The organism is Nonlabens sp. YIK11 (genome assembly GCF_001413925.1).
Taxonomy (GTDB): domain Bacteria; phylum Bacteroidota; class Bacteroidia; order Flavobacteriales; family Flavobacteriaceae; genus Nonlabens.
In genome coordinates, this window is sequence record NZ_LBMJ01000001.1 from 156211 (window position 1) to 173165 (window position 16955).

Sequence of the window (16955 nt, forward strand, 5' to 3'; positions counted from 1 at the left end):
TGTTTTTCTATTCAACCTCTACGACACTAATACCAAAACCGCCACCAGGTGCTGTAAACACATCCAGCTTCGTTTTTTGGGTCACATTTTTAGTGGTGATTTTATACGCCTGCGGATTGTTCTTGTAGTGGGCATCCTTTGCATCTGCGTAAATCGTGGCCTTGTATTTTTTTCCCTTTTCCAGAAATTTAAAATCAACTGTAGCGGTACGTGCGGTAGTGCCGTTAGAGTTTCCCACAAACCAACTGCTCGAATTCTTATCCTTTCTTGCAATGGTGATGTACTCGCCAGGTTCTGCTTCCAGGTATTTTGAAACTTCCCAATCTACGGGAACGTCCTTTATGAATTGAAAGGCATCCAGAAAGCGATTATAGTTTTCAGGAAGGTCTGCTGCCATCTGTAGTGGACTGTACATCACCACATAAAGTCCCAGCTGATTTGCGAGCGTGAAATTCCCATGGGAATCATTGTCTGGATTGACCTTAGATATATCCATTTCAAAAATTCCTGGTGTGTAATCCATAGGTCCACCTATCAATCTTGTAAATGGAAGGATGGTCGTGTGATTAGGTTTTGACCCACCAAAAGCTTGAAATTCTGTACCGCGAGCAGATTCATTTCCTATCAAATTAGGGTAAGTGCGTGCAATTCCTGTGGGACGCACGGCCTCGTGCGCGTTGATCATGATCTCATACTCTGCCGCCATTTCCAAAACGTGCTGGTAGTGATTGACCGTCCACTGGCCATAGTGATGCTCGCCTCTAGGCAAGATGTTGCCTACATAACCGGTCTTAACGGCATCATAACCATACTTTTTCATAAACTGAAAAGCCGTATCCAGATGACGCTCATAATTACGGGTAGATCCTGAGGTTTCATGATGCATGATCATTTTGACATCTTTGGATTTGGCATATTCGTGAATTCCTTCTACATCAAAATCTGGATAAGGAGTTACAAAATCAAATACGTAATCCTTTGAGTGCCCAAACCAGTCTTCCCAGCCTTGATTCCAGCCTTCTACCAGGACAGCATCAAAACCATGTTGTGCTGCAAAGTCAATGTAATCCTTTACGTGTGCCGTTGTGGCCCCATGAGTATCATTGGGCTCGAGTGTTGAGTAGTCGGTTTTACCCAATTGGATGGCTGGCAAATCGTTAGTGTACGACCAGGAACTTTTACCAGTAATCATTTCCCACCAGACGCCGATATATTTTGTGGGTTTGATCCACGATGTGTCTTCAAGCGCGAGTGGCTCGTTTAGGTTATAAGTCATGCGAGATGCCAGGATATCAGTAGCATTTTTACTGGCGATAATCGTGCGCCATGACGTTGTAGTGGGCGCTTGCATGTAAGCCATATCACCATTGACATCTGGTGTCAACTTAGATGTGAAAACCATGGTCTCCTCATCAAGGTTAAGGTGCATGGCGCTATAATCCACGAGAGCAGCCTCGTGAATATTGATGTACAAACCATCATCAGTTTTCATCATGAGAGCGGTTTGAACGCCTGTAGGTGAAAACGGAGTTTGTGAAGCATTGTCTGAAATCGCAGAATCATGCAAAGCTCCTATTTGGGATAATCTAGAAGTGGTATAGTCATACTCTTGTGTATCATAATCACCAGCAATCCAGTAAGCCGTGTGGTCGCCGGTCATGGCAAACTGCGTCAACTCTTCCTTGATTACAAAATAGGTAAACTCTTGTTGTGGGAACTCATATCTAAACCCTAGACCATCATCAAACAACCTAAATCTGATCACCATATTGCGATCTGTACCAGCCTGTTGCAGGGTCACGGCCATCTCATTATAATGATTGCGTATTTGCGATTCTTCACCCCAAACCGGCTGCCAAGTTTCATCATAGCTATTGCGATCTGTAGCCACCACTGAAAAATCATTTTTCAGTGATTTTTCATCGTTCTTAAGCTCAAATCCCAAGCTGCTTTTCTTGATGACAGGTTCACCATTAAGCTGCAATTGATATTGCGGTGTACCGTTGCGGTCCAAGGTAAACTGCATTTCAAAAGCTCCATTGGGTGATTTGAGGGTTTGTGCTTGTATCGCTTTCGCGAAAGCGAAACCCACCAACAACACCACTACAAATTTTGACATTTTCATATGTTATATTTTGACCGTCTCTGGTTCTAGATGTATTTGCTTACCATTTACAATGACATCTTGAGTGCTTTCGCCCTCTAGAGTTACGGTAGTTTTATCTGCTGTCACATGCACTTTTAAGATTTGATCCCTAAAGTTGATTTTGAAACTAAAGGAATCCCATTGCTCTGGCAATCTTGTAGTGAAACTAGGAATGTCGTTGATGATCTTTAAGCCACCAAAACCTTCTACAATACTCATCCATGTTCCCGCCATACTGGTGATGTGACAACCTTCTTCTACTTCATGGTTATAGTCATCCAGGTCTAATCTAGAAGTTCTTAAATAGAATTGATAGGCTTGATCCATGCGACCCAAATGGGCTGCCTGTATGCTGTGAACGCACGGCGATAGCGAGCTCTCATGAACCGTCAATGGCTCGTAAAAATCGAAGTGCTTTTCTAGTTGTTCCCTGCTAAAATGATCTTCAAAAAAGTAGAATCCTTGAAGTACATCTGCCTGCTTGATGTAGCAGCTGCGCAGGATGCGGTCCCAAGACCATTTTTGATTGATAGGTCGTTGTGAAGGTTTGAGGTCAGAAACTGGAATGATTTCCTTATCCAAAAAGCCGTCCTGCTGTAAGTAAACGCCCAACTCTTCATCATAGGGTTCGTACATATTTTGTGCTACTTCCAGCCATGATGCGACCTCGCCATTAGAAATTTTAGTTAAGCCAACGATGCGCTCATAGTCTTTTTTATGACCGCTCTTTACTTTGTCCAAATGATTAACCGCCTGCTCAATACACCATTTTGCTAGATAGTTCGTGTACCAATTGTTGTTGACATTGTTCTCATATTCATTGGGACCTGTAACGCCCAGAATCATGTATTTCTTAGCACGCTGGGAAAACGTTGCACGCTGGTGCCAGAACCTGGCAACACCTATCATGACTTCCAGACCCATTTCTGGAACATAGGAATAGTCGCCGGTGTATTTAAGGTAATTGTGGATTGCAAAAATCATCGCACCGTTGCGGTGGATTTCTTCAAAGGTGATTTCCCATTCATTATGGCATTCCTCGCCATTCATGGTAACCATAGGATACAGAGCAGCTCCATTGGAGAATCCCAATTTCTCGGCATTCTCAATGGCCTTGTCTAGCTGCTCATACCTATATTTCAGTAAATTTCTGGCGACCTTTTGATCTTTGGTAGCCATGTAGAAAGGTATGCAATATGCCTCAGTATCCCAATACGTAGAGCCACCATATTTTTCACCTGTAAAACCTTTAGGACCAATATTTAAGCGTGCATCCTTACCAGAATATGTCTGGTTGAGCTGGAAAATATTGAATCTAATGCCTTGCTGGGCCTTCAAATCTCCTTCTATCGCAATATCTGCCATGGACCAGATTTGAGCCCAAGCCTCTTTTTGATCCTGCAATAATTGAGGATATCCTTTTTCTACCGCAGTGTGAAGAACACGTTTTGCCGCGTCCAAAATCTCAAAATGCTCGTAGTTAAGACTTGAGGTATAACCCGCATATTTGATCAATGTTGCTGTTTCTCCTTCAGAAATCTGCGTAGCGACTTTATGTCTAACAACGGTGTCATTTTTATCAAAATGATCTGCATACTGGACATGCTCTCCATTTTTATACAATTCTGATTGCATAAAGGTACAGACGTAGAAGTTGGTTTTATTCGTACGGCTGCGTATAAATCCCTGATGATCTGTAGATTGCAGCTCTTCTATATCCCAGAACTTGTCGTCCCAGTTGGAGTCTTCATTTGTGATGCCAGCATCAATGTAGGGTTGAAACGAGATGCGCATGTGCCCTTTAATGGCCTTAACGCTGTAATTGATTGCGGCAAGCTCATCAAGATTCATGCATAAGAATCTGCGCGCAGTAACCTTGATCGTTTTTTCTTCAGACAGATCAATTTCAAAGGTTCTCTCATACCAACCTTCTTTCATGTTGAGCTCGCGACGGTAGTTGCGAATGTCTTTCCTATCAAATGCGGCAAGATCGAGCATTTCACCGTCGATGAAAATATCAATACCTATATAATTAGGTGCGTTAAGGACTTTGGCAAAATATTCTGGATAGCCATTTTTCCACCATCCAACTCTGGTCTTGTCTGGATAATAGACACCTGCGAGGTAACTTCCCTGGAAGGTTTCTCCAGAATAGGATTCTTCAAAATTTGCTCGTTGTCCCATTGCTCCATTACCTATGGAAAATAGGCTTTCACTAGATTTTACTAAATCTGGATTCCAGCCTTCTTCAATGATGGACCACGCGTTTGGTTTGATATATTCTCGACTCATTACTTCGTTTTATTCAATAACTGTTGTTGATAATCTTGAGGCATATCCAGGAAGCTCTCAAAAACTTCATCTGCCTCACTTAAATTTTGTGCTTCTCCCAAACCAATACTGATCATTCCAGCATTATTGGCGGCCTGGATTCCTGCGATACTGTCCTCAAAAACGATGGCGTTTGCTGCTGGCATGTTGAGCAGTTCACAGGCGTTAAGAAACACTTCTGGATCTGGTTTTGCCTTGCTCACATCGGTACCATCTACGATGGCGTCAAACAAATCATGAATCCCAAGTTTTTTGAGTATAGGTCTGGCATTTTTACTGGCACTACCTAGGGCGATGGGTTGTTCGCTTTCGCGTAAGCGTAATAAAAATTCATGCACGCCAGGTAGGATATCATCCTGGGTAAGTGTTTCTACCATCTCGAGATATTCCTCATTTTTCTGAATGAGTTTTCGGTCAAAGGTTTCTTGATCAATGGATCTGTTTCCCCATTCGAGGATCTTTTCTAGGGAACGAACTCTGGATACTCCTTTGAGCTGTTCGTTTTCCTCTTCCGCGAAAGCGATACCTAATTCTGCCGCCAGTTTTTGCCAAGCAATAAAATGGAATTTTGCGGTATCGACTACGACTCCATCCAGATCAAATATGAATGCTTTTTTACTCATTACTGTGGTCTTAATGGGGTTTCAGGAATATTGACGGTTCTGGCGGTAGTGACATTTAGGGTAAGCAAACCCGCGAGAATCATGGAGCAACCACCTATTAAAATGGCATAAACAGGTTGCTCATTAAAGACAGTTCCTACTAAATATCCCAATATACTGGCGGCAACCAATTGTGGTATCACAATGAAAAAGTTGAAAACTCCCATGTAATAACCCATCTTATTTGATGGCAATGAACCTGATAACATGGCGTATGGAATGGAAAGAATACTTGCCCAAGCCACGCCTACACCTACCATGCTCATGACCAATCCTATGCGATCGCTCACAAAATAAACTGATATCAAGCCTAATCCACCTAAGATAAGAGCCAGCATGTGTGTGACTTTATTAGAAGTTCTCTTTGCGACAACGGGCAGTAAAAAGGCTACGGCTGCAGCAACACCATTATAAACACCGAACATTACTGGAACCCAATCTGCTGCATCATTGTAGCCTTGAGAGGTCTTGTCAAAAAAGTTGAACACGTGACCCGTGACCGTATCATTCATATAGATCCACATGGAAAACAGCGCAAACCAAGAGAAGAATTGTACGATGGACAACTGCTTCATAGTGATGGGCATGTTTTGCATATCTGTGATGATGGTGGTGAAGCCGTTTTTGATATTTTGCTTTCTAAGCAATCCAACGACTATAAATAGAAGCCCGGCAACTACTAGACCTACCGTAAGAATATACAGGTCGTTTTTGAGTTCATTAAAGTATACCCATGAGGCACCAGCAATACCTATCAGTAACATAATCGCACCGTTGATAAATTGCCAGTTGATATTGGCTCTTAAATCTTCTGGCGTGTCTCTAGAAACTTTTTTGGCAATATCAGATTGCTCAAACTGCGCCATTTCTTCTGGAGAATACTCTTTGGAATTAAATACGGTCCATAGTACGGCGATCAAGAAAACTGCTGCGCCTGCATAAAAAGAATAGGTAACTGAATCTGGAATGACACCTTCTGGCGCCGTATTGCTTATTCCCATCCAGTTGGTAAACATATATGGCAATAGCGAGCCAACTACGGCACCAATACCTATAAAGAAGGATTGCATAGAAAAACCTAGGGCTCGTTGACGTTGCGGTAAATTGTCACCTACAAAAGCACGAAAAGGCTCCATACTAATATTGATACTGGAATCCATGATCCACAACACACCTATGGCCATCCATAAGGAACTGGAATTAGGCATGGCAACCAAGGCCAGTGAAGATAAAATGGCCCCTACCAGAAAATAGGGACGTCTACGCCCTAATCTTGTCCAGGTACGATCACTAAAATAACCGATGATAGGCTGCACAATCAAACCTGTCAATGGTGCTGCTAACCAGAAAACGGCTAAATCCTCCACAGGAGCATTGAGCGTGGAAAAGATTCTAGAAACGTTGGCATTTTGCAAGGCAAAACCAAACTGAATACCGAGAAACCCGAAACTCATGTTCCAGATATCCCAGAAACCTAACTTAGGCTTTTGCATATCGATAATTGTTAATTACGATAAGCCTTATGACTTATCAAAACTTGGTGTGTGAGAAGAAAACAAGTTTTGGATAAGTGTTGTGATCCTAAAAATCACGATTCAAATATAAGATGATCAGGGCGTAGATTCACGTTCTACCAGCGAAGTTTTTACGATAACGGTTTCGTAACTCTCCTCCATATCGTGCTTACTTTCCAGTCTTTCGATCAATTTTGCAGCCGCAAGACCACCCATATCTTCGCCTTTTTGACCTATGGTAGTCAATGTGGGACTGGCATACTTACTCAACATTCCATCTGTAAATGCGATGATGGCAACATCGTCAGGAATGGATTTACCCATTTTTTTGAGTGCCTTGCTAGCCGTGACAGCAAAAAGTTCATTGACGGCAACAACGCCGTCATAGTTACCCTGCTTCAGGAATTTTTCAATGCTTTTCGTACAATTATCGGCATCCTCGATTCTTAAAACGCTGGATTCCTTGAATTTGATCTCTCTTTTAAGCAGCGCATCCTTAAACCCTTGAGTCCTTAATTTACCTACGTTTACATAATCAACGGTAGATATGATACCTAGGTTTTTCTTGCCCTTGCGCAGGAGAAAATCGGTAGCGCTTTGAGCGGCCGCGACATCGTCAATAATAATCTTATCGCAAGCAATGGAATCCACAACCCTATCAAACATCACGATAGGCATACCTTGATTGAGCACTTCCCTAAGATGGTGAAAGTCCTGTCTTTCAAGCGTTTCCTTCGACAGGCTCATGATAAAACCGTCAATACTACCGTTAGCCAGCATGTCCATATTGACAACTTCCTTATCAAAGCTTTCTCCAGATAGACAGATTATCACTTGATAGCCCTTTTCATTAGCTACCTTTTCTATACCAGAAATTACAGTGGCAAAAAAGTGGTGAACGATCTCTGGAATAATGATCCCTATCTTTTTAGTCTTCTGATTCTTAAGACTTAAGGCGATGTTGTTGGGCTTGTAATTATATTTTTTAGCATAGTCCTTGATTTTATCTCGAGTCTCTACACTTATTTCGTGAGAATCCCTCAATGCTTTGGAAACGGTAGAAATAGACACATTCAAGTCCTGTGCAATTTTCTTTAGGGTAAGTTTTTGAGCCATTATCAGTTATTGGGATTTTAAGGGGTTCGCTTTCGCGAAAGCTAAATATACTTCAACTATAATAACTACAAAAAGTCGAAAACGTTTTCGTAGAAATAGGTATTCAAAACCTTCCCTTAACGTTTTGTTTACATAGTTTTATACCGTGTGAGAAGAAGACCGTTTTATAATCATTAACTCAAACTTCAGAAATGAATCAAAAATTAAAAATTGCAACCTTACTACTCTTATTACCGCTCTTTGCTCTTGCGCAAACGGTAAAAGGAACCGTAACGGATGGCTCTACCAACCTACCGGTTCTGGGAGCATCAGTAGTTGTCAAAGGAACCAGTAATGGTACCTCAACAGATTTTGATGGGAATTATACCCTCAACAATGTCCCAGAAAACGCGACCATTGTCATAAGTTATCTAGGATATGCCACTCAAGAAATCCCTTACACCGGCCAAGAAACACTAAATGTTGCCCTTGCTGAGGATGCCTCACAGCTGGATGCAATCGTTCTCATTGGTTATGGATCTATCAAGCAAGAGAACGTTACTGCTGCACAAACCACCATTAGCGATGATGAATTTAACAATGGTGCCATAGTATCTCCAGGCCAACAACTTGCAGGTAAGGCAGCTGGTGTTCAAGTTATTGCTCCATCAGGACGTCCTGGCGATGGACCTAGAATTAGGGTGCGTGCTGGATCTACACTTGACGGTAACAATGATGCTCTTTACGTAGTTGATGGTGTGCCGCTAGATCAACAAAATGCCAATCTAAACAGTTTGAACCCCAATGACATTGAGAGCTATACAATCCTTAAGGATGCGAGTGCAACTGCTATTTACGGTAACCGCGCCTCTAATGGTGTCATATTGATTACTACTAAAAAAGGGAAAGTTAACAGCGATTGGGAAGTAAGTTATGATGCTCAATTTGCTGTAAACAATAACACAGACCGTTTAGATATCTTGACGGCAGATGAACTTAGAAATATAGCTACTGCTAGAGGTGAAGACCTTTCTCTTTTAGGTGATGCCAATACTGACTGGCAAGAAGCTATTTTTCAAACTGGAACTCGTGGTTATCACAACCTTGTAGTTTCCAAAGGTTTTGAAACTACTGCTTTAAGACTTGCCTTATCGCAGGTAAATGAAGAAGGTACTCTTAGAACATCTGACTATAGAAGATCAACTGTTAACTTATCTGTTACTCAAAGAGCGCTTAACAATGACTTGAAACTAACATTAACAGCTCAAGGTGCTTTAGAAGAAATAGGTAATGCAGATGGTGGTGCCATAGGTAGCTCACTGGTTTTTGATCCTACCCAACCCATTACCTCAAACAATCCAGCAGATAACCTAGGTGGATATTTTGAGTTCTTTACCAATGGTAACCTCGAAGTAAATGCTCCTAGAAACCCTGTGGGATTACTTCAAAGTTTAGATTCTGAAAATGACAACTCACAAATAAGAGCCAATCTTAATGTGAACTATAAGCTTCCTTTTCTTGAGGGATTGACATTTGACGGTAATGCTGGATTTGATTACAATGAATTTGATAGCTATAGTATAAGATCTGCAAATTCTGGTGCAGGTTTCAACGATAATGGATCTCGTTCCTTAAGCGACGGACTTAGAAGAAATGTTTTGCTAAATGGTCGCCTTGACTATGAAACAAGCATAGACGCTATCAATACAGATGTTCAAGCAACTATTGGTAGTAGTTACCAAGACTTTACGAGAGAAACCTATTCACAGAACACAGACAATGGCGTTTTGTTGGATCGACGCTTTTTCCCTGGAGATAATAGGCTGATTAGTTTCTTTGGACGTTTAACGTTTGACATTAATGATCTATTCGTTCTTTCTGGAAGTATTAGCCGCGATGGATCCTCTAGATTCTCGCCAGAAGAACGTTTTGGTATTTTTGGAGGTGTAAGCGGTGCTTTAAAGCTGACAAACCTTGATTTTGTGCAAAACAGTGGCTTCCTTTCACAATTAAAACTACGTGCTGGATATGGTGTTACTGGCCAGCAGGAAATAGGACCAGACTTTTTATATATCCAGGTCTTTACTCCAGGACAACCAGCTGCCTCTGTTCAATTTGGTAACCGATTTTTACCTACTTTGAGACCAGAAGGAACACAAGATTTGACGTGGGAAGAGACTTCTCAATATAACGTAGGTTTGGATTTTGGATTATTTGACGATCGCCTTACAGGTACTGTCGACGCATACTACAGAGAAACAACAGATCTATTACAAGGTGCTCCATTACCAGGTGGTGCTTTAGAAAATTTCATCCTTCAAAATGCTGGGGACACACAAAGTCGAGGCCTAGAATTAGGTTTGAATGCAGATGTTATCAGAAATGATGATCTAAGATGGAACGTTGGTGCGAATATGACCTTCAATGAAATTGAAATTACAAATCTTGCAGGGCCAAACGATAATCCAGTAGAAGTTGGAGGAATTGCTGGTGGTGTAGGAAATAACATTCAAGAAAGAGCCATAGGCTTTGACCCAACAGCATTTCACGTCTACCGCCAAGTTTATGACCAAAACGGAAACCCTTTGAACGGCGTTTACGTAGATATAAATAATGACAACGTTATAAACAACGCTGATAGAGTACGTTACAAAAAAGCAAATCCTGATATGTATTACGGATTGACTTCAAATTTGAGCTTCAAAAACTTCTTTTTTAACTTCACTCTAAGAGGATCTGCTGGATTATACAATTATAATAATGTGGACTCTAACGCTGCTACCTATTCAAATATTTTCAACAATCCAGGAGCCTACTATACCAATAGTACTACAGATGTTTTAGATACGAACTTTGAGAACACTCAACTGTTCTCTGACTATTACGTTCAAAAGGCAGACTTCTTGAAATTAGATAATGCGCAGATAGGTTATAATATTCCCGGCGACAAAGTTGACATAAGAGCCTCATTGACAGGAACTAACTTATTCACCATCACAGATTACGATGGTTTAGATCCAGAAGTAGCTGGTGGTATCGATAATACGATCTACCCACGTAGTAGAGGAATTATTTTAGGTTTAGGATTTACATTTTAAAAATTAGCTATATGAAAATTTATAAGTATTTATTTGGCGTTGTGGTGGCGTTCTTTGCTCTATCGAGCTGCGAAGAAACGTTGGACCTAGAGCCAAGAGGTGAAAATCTCACTTCTGGAGAAGTTTTATCTGATCCAGCATCTTACGATCGACTTGCAGCAAAAGTTTATGCTGGTTTGATCTTAGGAGGCCAGGAAGGTGGAGATGGAAATGCAGACATTGGTGGAATCGATGGTGGTTTCTCCAATTATCTTAGAATTTACTGGCAGCATCAAGAGCTTTCTAGTGATGAAGCCTTGATCGCATGGGACGACGGAACTATTAAGGATTTTCAAAGACAAACCTGGTCTGACTCCAATGAGTTTATCAACGCAATGTATTCTCGCGTGAACTACCAGATTGCTTTAGCAAATGACTTTATTAGAAATAGCTCTGAAGCTAGTCTTGACTCCTACGGGATTCCTGAAAGCGAAAGAGAAACTATCAGAGCGTTTAGAACTGAGGTGAGATTTTTGAGAGCTTATTCCTATTATCATGGAATGGATTTATTTGGATCTATGCCTTTTAAGGATGAAAACTCTGATCCTAATGCACTAGCACAAAATATAGAAAGAGCTGATTTGTTCAATTATATCGAGTCTGAATTACTGGACATCGAAGATGAAATTGCTCCTGCTAGAACTAATGAATATGGCCGTGCAGATCAAGCCACTGTGTGGATGACGTTAGCAAAAATCTATTTGAATGCAGAAGTGTATACAGGAACTTCTAGATATACTGAAGTGGTCGATTATACCACTAAAGTAATCAATGCGGGTTACTCTGTTGATACAAGTGCTCCATATGCCAACCTATTCTTGGCAGATAATGACTCCAATGGATCTCAGAATGAATTTATTTGGACACTTAATTTTGATGGACAAAGAACTCAAACGTTTGGTGGTACTACATTCCTTACTCACGCTCCCGTAGGTGGCGACATGGATCCAGACAACTTTGGAATCAATGGTGGATGGTTTGGTATCAGAACAACACCACAGTTTGTAGAGCTCTTCCCAGGAGAAGAAAATTCTGCTGATGGCAGAGAGTTGTTCTTTACTGAAAATCAGACGAAACAAATCAACAATGAAAGTCAATTTAGTCAAGGTTTTGCAATTGCAAAGTATAAAAATGTTGACGTTAATGGCGTTCAAGGCTCAGATGCCACTGGAGATTTTGTAGATATCGACTTTCCAGTATATAGATTAGCAGACGCATATTTAATGTATGCAGAAGGCGTATTACGTGGCGGTGGCGGTAGCACTTCTCTTGCTGTTGATTATATCAATATTTTGAGAGAAAGAGCCTACGGCAATAGTGGTAGTAATATTACTGCCGGTGATTTGAACCTTGACTTCATATTAGATGAAAGAGGTAGAGAATTGTATTGGGAAACACACAGGCGTCAAGACTTGATACGATTTAATCAATTTTCCAGCAATGGAGTTTGGGCATGGAAAGGAAACGTTGCTACAGGTACGACTACCTCAAGCTTTAGAGACTTATTCCCTATCCCAGCTAGAGAACTTAATCTTAATGACAACTTAGTCCAGAATCCTGGATATTAATAACTCTTTAAAATAAATTAACGATGAAAAAAGTATATAGTTTATTAATGGGCCTTGCGATTATTGCAAGCGTCGCATCCTGTTCTGAAGATGAAGAGCAGTTTACCCTTGACACAAACCAGACTGGTAATCTTACCTTGTCACCACAATCTTCTTCTTTTGTGGTTACTGAGACTAACCAAAATCAATTGGCAGAGCGCTTCAATTGGGACGGTATTGAATTGGATTTACCAGTCGCATTGACCTATTCAGTACAATTGGATAATGCAGATGGCGATTATTCGGCACCAGTAATTATCGCACAATCATCTGGCGTGGACGCTGCATTGACATATGGTCAAATCAACGATGCGGCTTTGAGTCTAGGAGGTGAGAACGGTACACCAGCTTTATATAAAGCAAGAGTGGTGGCATCAACAACAGATTCAAGTGTGGCGCCTATCGTCTCTGACGATGTTTCCATAACAATCACTCCATTTGTAGGATATCCTTTTGACCCGTTGTTTCTTGTAGGTGCAGCGACAGAACCAGGATGGGACAATGGATCTGGAAACAATAAAACCAATCCAGCTCTATATATCGATCTTGACAACAACAATGTTTACAGATACACTGGTTATTTCAATGGTGATGCTTTCAAAGTATTATCTGATTTAGGGAACTGGCAGCCACAATACGGGCCTAGAAATGGTGCTGTAGGTGTAAACGACGGTAATGGTAGTGACCCAGATGTATTTTCGGTACCATCAGCTGGATATTATGATTTTGTAATTGACGTTACTGGAGTAACTAATGATTCTGAAGGTAGCTCAAGCTTCTCTATCACTCCTAATGCTGACGCTGCCACAGCGCCTACATACACCAGTATTGGTATCTTGGGAGATGCTTTTCCGGACAACGGTTTTGGTGGTCCAGACATCAACTTCACACAATCTACATTTGATCCACACAAATGGGTAATCAGAAATCTAGAAATGGGAAGCGGTGATGTTAAGTTTAGAGCTAATGATGCATGGGACGTAAACTGGGGTGATGATCGCAATAGCTACGTAGGTCAAGCATCTATGAACGGTCCTAATATCCCAGCAACTGCTGGAACTTATGACGTATTTTTTAATGACTTGGATGGTAGGTTCATCTTTGTCCCAGTTGAAGAATAAATTGAATTTAGTCAACAAATTAGGGCTGTTCGCAGCCCTTTTTTTTGCTTAACTCTTAAAAAAATAATATGAAATTTAGAATGTTACTCACTGCTCTATTGGTATTCGCTTTCGCGAAAGCGCAATCACCAGTAACAACAGTACCCGCGACACCAACCCAAACAGACGCTGTAAAGCTAGTGTTCAATGCGGTAGGAACTGATCTTGAAAACTCCACTACAGACTTATATGCTTACACTGGGCTCACCATTAATGGGGAAAGGTTCCAGAATATTATAGTGGACGATTTTTTTGAAAATAATGGCGCACCTAAATTCACAAAGACCGGTGCAAACACCTACGAACTTGATATTACCCCAAGTATTAATGAGTTTTATAATGTCCAGCAAGGTGATGTCGTAACAGAGATTTTCTTGGTGGTAAGAAATTCCAATGGCTCGCGCCAGACAAGGCCAGATATCTTTTTGCCTGTTTTTGAACCAGGTTTGAATGCCTTGATTACCTCACCAGAGAGAAATACTATTTTTGAGGTCAATCAATCTACCACCATAACCGCAGAGAGTTCTCAATCAGCAGACTTGACATTGAGTGTGAACGGTAACCAGATTGCTGCGGTAACTGGAACATCCATTTCTAGCTCCTATACTTTTCCTGCTACTGGAAATTACACTTTTGAATTCGCTGCCACGACTGCAAGTGAAACAGCGACCAATTCTATTAGTGTATTTGTTCCTAATGAAACGGTAAATAAACCAAGACCTACTGGTCTAAAAAATGGAGTTAATGAAAATGCAGATGGAAGCGTGACGTTTTTACTTGCAGCACCACTTAAAAGTGATGCGGTTCTTATAGGTAGTTTTACCAATTGGGATTTGAATACGGACTTTCAAATGAATAAGGATGGTGACTATTTTTGGATTACAGTGCCTGCGAGCAACTTTACCGCAAACACTTCTTTTCAGTACCAATATCTCATCGATTATGACATTAGAATAGCAGACCCTTTTAGCACGTTGATCTTGGATCCATTTAATGATTCCTTTATTAGCGATAGTAATTATCCCAACCTTCCAGAATATCCCACTGGATTAACGGTAAATGACGTGACTTTGTACACTTATCAAGCCACACCCTACAACTGGACAGTCACTGATTTTCAAAGACCTGATAATGAAAACTTAGTGATTTATGAATTACTGGTGCGTGACTTTTCAGAAGATGATAGTTATCAATCCATCATTGACAACATTGACTATATCGTGGACTTAGGGGTAAATGCTGTAGAGTTCATGCCTCTTAACGAGTTTGAAGGCAATGATAGTTGGGGTTATAATCCTAAGTTTCATGGTGCACTAGACAAAGCGTACGGACCGCCAGCAAAATTGAAGGAATTGATTGATCTTTTACATGCTAATGGTATTGCCGCTATTGTAGATGTGGTTTACAACCATTCTTTTGGACAAAGTCCATTGGTACAAATGTGGCCAGATGGCGGTGGCTTTAATGCTGGACCAACCAACCCATATCTTAATCAAAATGCAAGACACCCATTCAATGTAGGTACAGACTTCAACCATGAAAGTCCATGGACCAAACAATACGTTAAGCAAACCATGCAATATTTTCTAGATGAGTATAAGTTTGACGGATTTAGGTTTGATCTTTCTAAGGGTTTTACGCAAACGAATACCGGCAATGATGTTGGCGCTTGGGGACGTCGTGATGATTCCAGAATCGCTATTTTAAATGAGTATAAGTCTTTCCTGCTAGCAAACAATGATGATGATATCTACCTCATTCTAGAACACTTATCTGATAACGAAGAAGAGAAGATATTAGCAGATTCCGGATTTATGTTATGGGGGAAAATGAGTGAAGAGTACAAGCAGAACTCATTAGGTTACTCCAGTAATTCAAGCTTACAAAGGGCTTATTTCACATCTCGTGGATTCAATGAGCAGCACCTAGTTTCTTATGCAGAGAGTCATGATGAAGAACGCATCATGTACGAAACCTTAAGAAACGGTAACAATGCCTTCTCGAACTATCAAGTTCGCAGTTTGCCTGTAGCATTAGACAGACAAGAAGCCATTGCTGCCATTCAGTACAGTATTCCAGGACCTAAAATGCTATGGCAATTTGGAGAATTAGGCTATGATATTTCTATTAATGCTAGTGCTTCAAACCCAACTTGTACCACTTGTCGTACCGATAGAAAACCTGTTCCTTTTACTAATGGCTATGCATCTGATGCACAGCGATTGGATTTGTATGAGAAGACCAGCGAAATGATCAAGTTAAAAGTGAAATATCCAGAGACCTTCAACAATACGAACAACTTCTTGGAAGTGAGTGGAGGCCTGGTGAAGCGCATTGAGCTAAGAGGTCCTGAATTTGATGCTATCGTGCTAGCAAACTTTGACGTAACGCCAAAGCAGATCGCTCCTAAGTATACTAAAACGGGAACTTGGTACGATTATTTTGAAGGAACCAGCTCTAACGTGACCAATCAAAATGCGACCGTAAGTATTCCTGCTGGTGGTTATAAAATCTTTACCAGCAAGGAGATCAATACCACGGCAAGCAGTGGTGATACAACAGGAACTGTATCTAACATACAACTGTATCCTAATCCTACTCAAGACACATTTGAATTCAATGTGCCTGTTAAGAAAGTGATAGTAAGATCTATCACGGGACAGACCGTAAAAATCTTTGATGAGATGCAGGCTCGTTACGATGTTTCAAATCTGGTTACTGGAATGTATATTATTGATGCGTATGACCTAGAGAATAACCGTTCGTCGATAAAATTGATTAAAAACTAAAGTTTTTTGCATCGTTTCTAAAGGGTTTGTTTGCGGTAAGCGATATAGTCATTATTTTTATCGGCATGTAAACGTTATAATCCCTAAACGTAGCGTTTATCAAACAAGTAACCTTTACTCTTTTCAACAAATTACGGTTACAAAACCTGTCTTCTATAAGACAGGTTTTTTGTTTTATTTATGATGTACAAATAACTGAATCATATACTTTTACGGTCTAAATCAAAACGAAATGAAAACTCTTTTAAAAGTAACTTTTATCGCAGCTGCAATGGTTGTATCCTTTGCTTCTTGTAGAGAAAATGAAGAAATGACTACTGAGGAAACTGCTCAGGAAATGATTGATAACGGAGACAATGTCGAAGTTAAAGAAGACAAAGTCAAAATTGAAAACAATGATGGAAGCGAAACCAAAATCAAATATGATGATAATGGTAACGTTGAAAAAATCAAAACAGACGACAACTCTTAATCCCTAAGATGCCCTAGACGATAAAACCGATTTGCTTCCCAG

At 40.6% G+C, this 16955-nt stretch carries 10 protein-coding genes; 5 read left to right on the top strand and 5 right to left on the bottom strand.

What is annotated here, in order from left to right; genetic code table 11:
* Positions 1 to 7 precede the first annotated feature (7 nt).
* From AAU57_RS00660 to AAU57_RS00680, 5 genes are all read right to left on the bottom strand, one after another.
* On the bottom strand, positions 8 to 2119 hold the full coding sequence (locus AAU57_RS00660) for a glycoside hydrolase family 97 protein (RefSeq protein ID WP_055411081.1): 2112 nt from the start codon (positions 2117 to 2119) through the stop codon (positions 8 to 10).
* Positions 2120 to 2128: 9 nt separating this feature from the next.
* Positions 2129 to 4438, bottom strand: a complete 2310-nt coding sequence (locus AAU57_RS00665) for a glycoside hydrolase family 65 protein (protein ID WP_055411082.1) — start codon at positions 4436 to 4438, stop codon at positions 2129 to 2131.
* Positions 4438 to 5100 (bottom strand): beta-phosphoglucomutase, encoded by a 663-nt coding sequence (gene pgmB, locus AAU57_RS00670; RefSeq protein ID WP_055411083.1) that lies wholly within the window; start codon positions 5098 to 5100, stop codon positions 4438 to 4440. The genes AAU57_RS00665 and pgmB overlap by 1 nt, the downstream gene beginning before the upstream one ends.
* A complete protein-coding gene (locus tag AAU57_RS00675) occupies positions 5100 to 6632 on the bottom strand; it encodes an MFS transporter (RefSeq protein WP_055411084.1) in 1533 nt (510 codons plus the stop codon). Before AAU57_RS00675 ends, pgmB begins: the two co-directional genes overlap by 1 nt.
* 117 nt (positions 6633 to 6749) lie before the next feature.
* A complete protein-coding gene (locus AAU57_RS00680) occupies positions 6750 to 7769 on the bottom strand; it encodes a LacI family DNA-binding transcriptional regulator (protein ID WP_055411085.1) in 1020 nt (339 codons plus the stop codon).
* A gap of 191 nt (positions 7770 to 7960) precedes the next feature.
* Between AAU57_RS00680 and AAU57_RS00685 the strand changes: the two genes are divergently transcribed.
* The 5 genes from AAU57_RS00685 to AAU57_RS00705 all read left to right on the top strand — a co-directional run bounded on the left by AAU57_RS00685 (position 7961) and on the right by AAU57_RS00705 (position 16913).
* The gene (locus AAU57_RS00685) at positions 7961 to 10846 is read left to right on the top strand and encodes a SusC/RagA family TonB-linked outer membrane protein (protein WP_055411086.1); all 2886 of its coding nucleotides are present in this window, start codon (positions 7961 to 7963) and stop codon (positions 10844 to 10846) included.
* 11 nt (positions 10847 to 10857) lie between these two features.
* Entirely contained in the window at positions 10858 to 12453 is a 1596-nt protein-coding gene (locus AAU57_RS00690) for a RagB/SusD family nutrient uptake outer membrane protein (protein ID WP_055411087.1), read from the top strand.
* A gap of 23 nt (positions 12454 to 12476) precedes the next feature.
* A complete protein-coding gene (locus AAU57_RS00695; protein WP_055411088.1) occupies positions 12477 to 13613 on the top strand; it encodes a SusE domain-containing protein in 1137 nt (378 codons plus the stop codon).
* 68 nt (positions 13614 to 13681) lie between these two features.
* Positions 13682 to 16441, top strand: a complete 2760-nt coding sequence (locus AAU57_RS00700) for an alpha-amylase family glycosyl hydrolase (RefSeq protein ID WP_055411089.1) — start codon at positions 13682 to 13684, stop codon at positions 16439 to 16441.
* A 232-nt stretch (positions 16442 to 16673) separates the two neighbouring features.
* Positions 16674 to 16913 carry a hypothetical protein gene (locus tag AAU57_RS00705; RefSeq protein WP_055411090.1) on the top strand — a complete coding sequence of 80 codons (240 nt, stop codon included), beginning with the start codon at positions 16674 to 16676 and terminating at the stop codon, positions 16911 to 16913.
* The last annotated feature ends 42 nt before the right edge of the window (positions 16914 to 16955 follow it).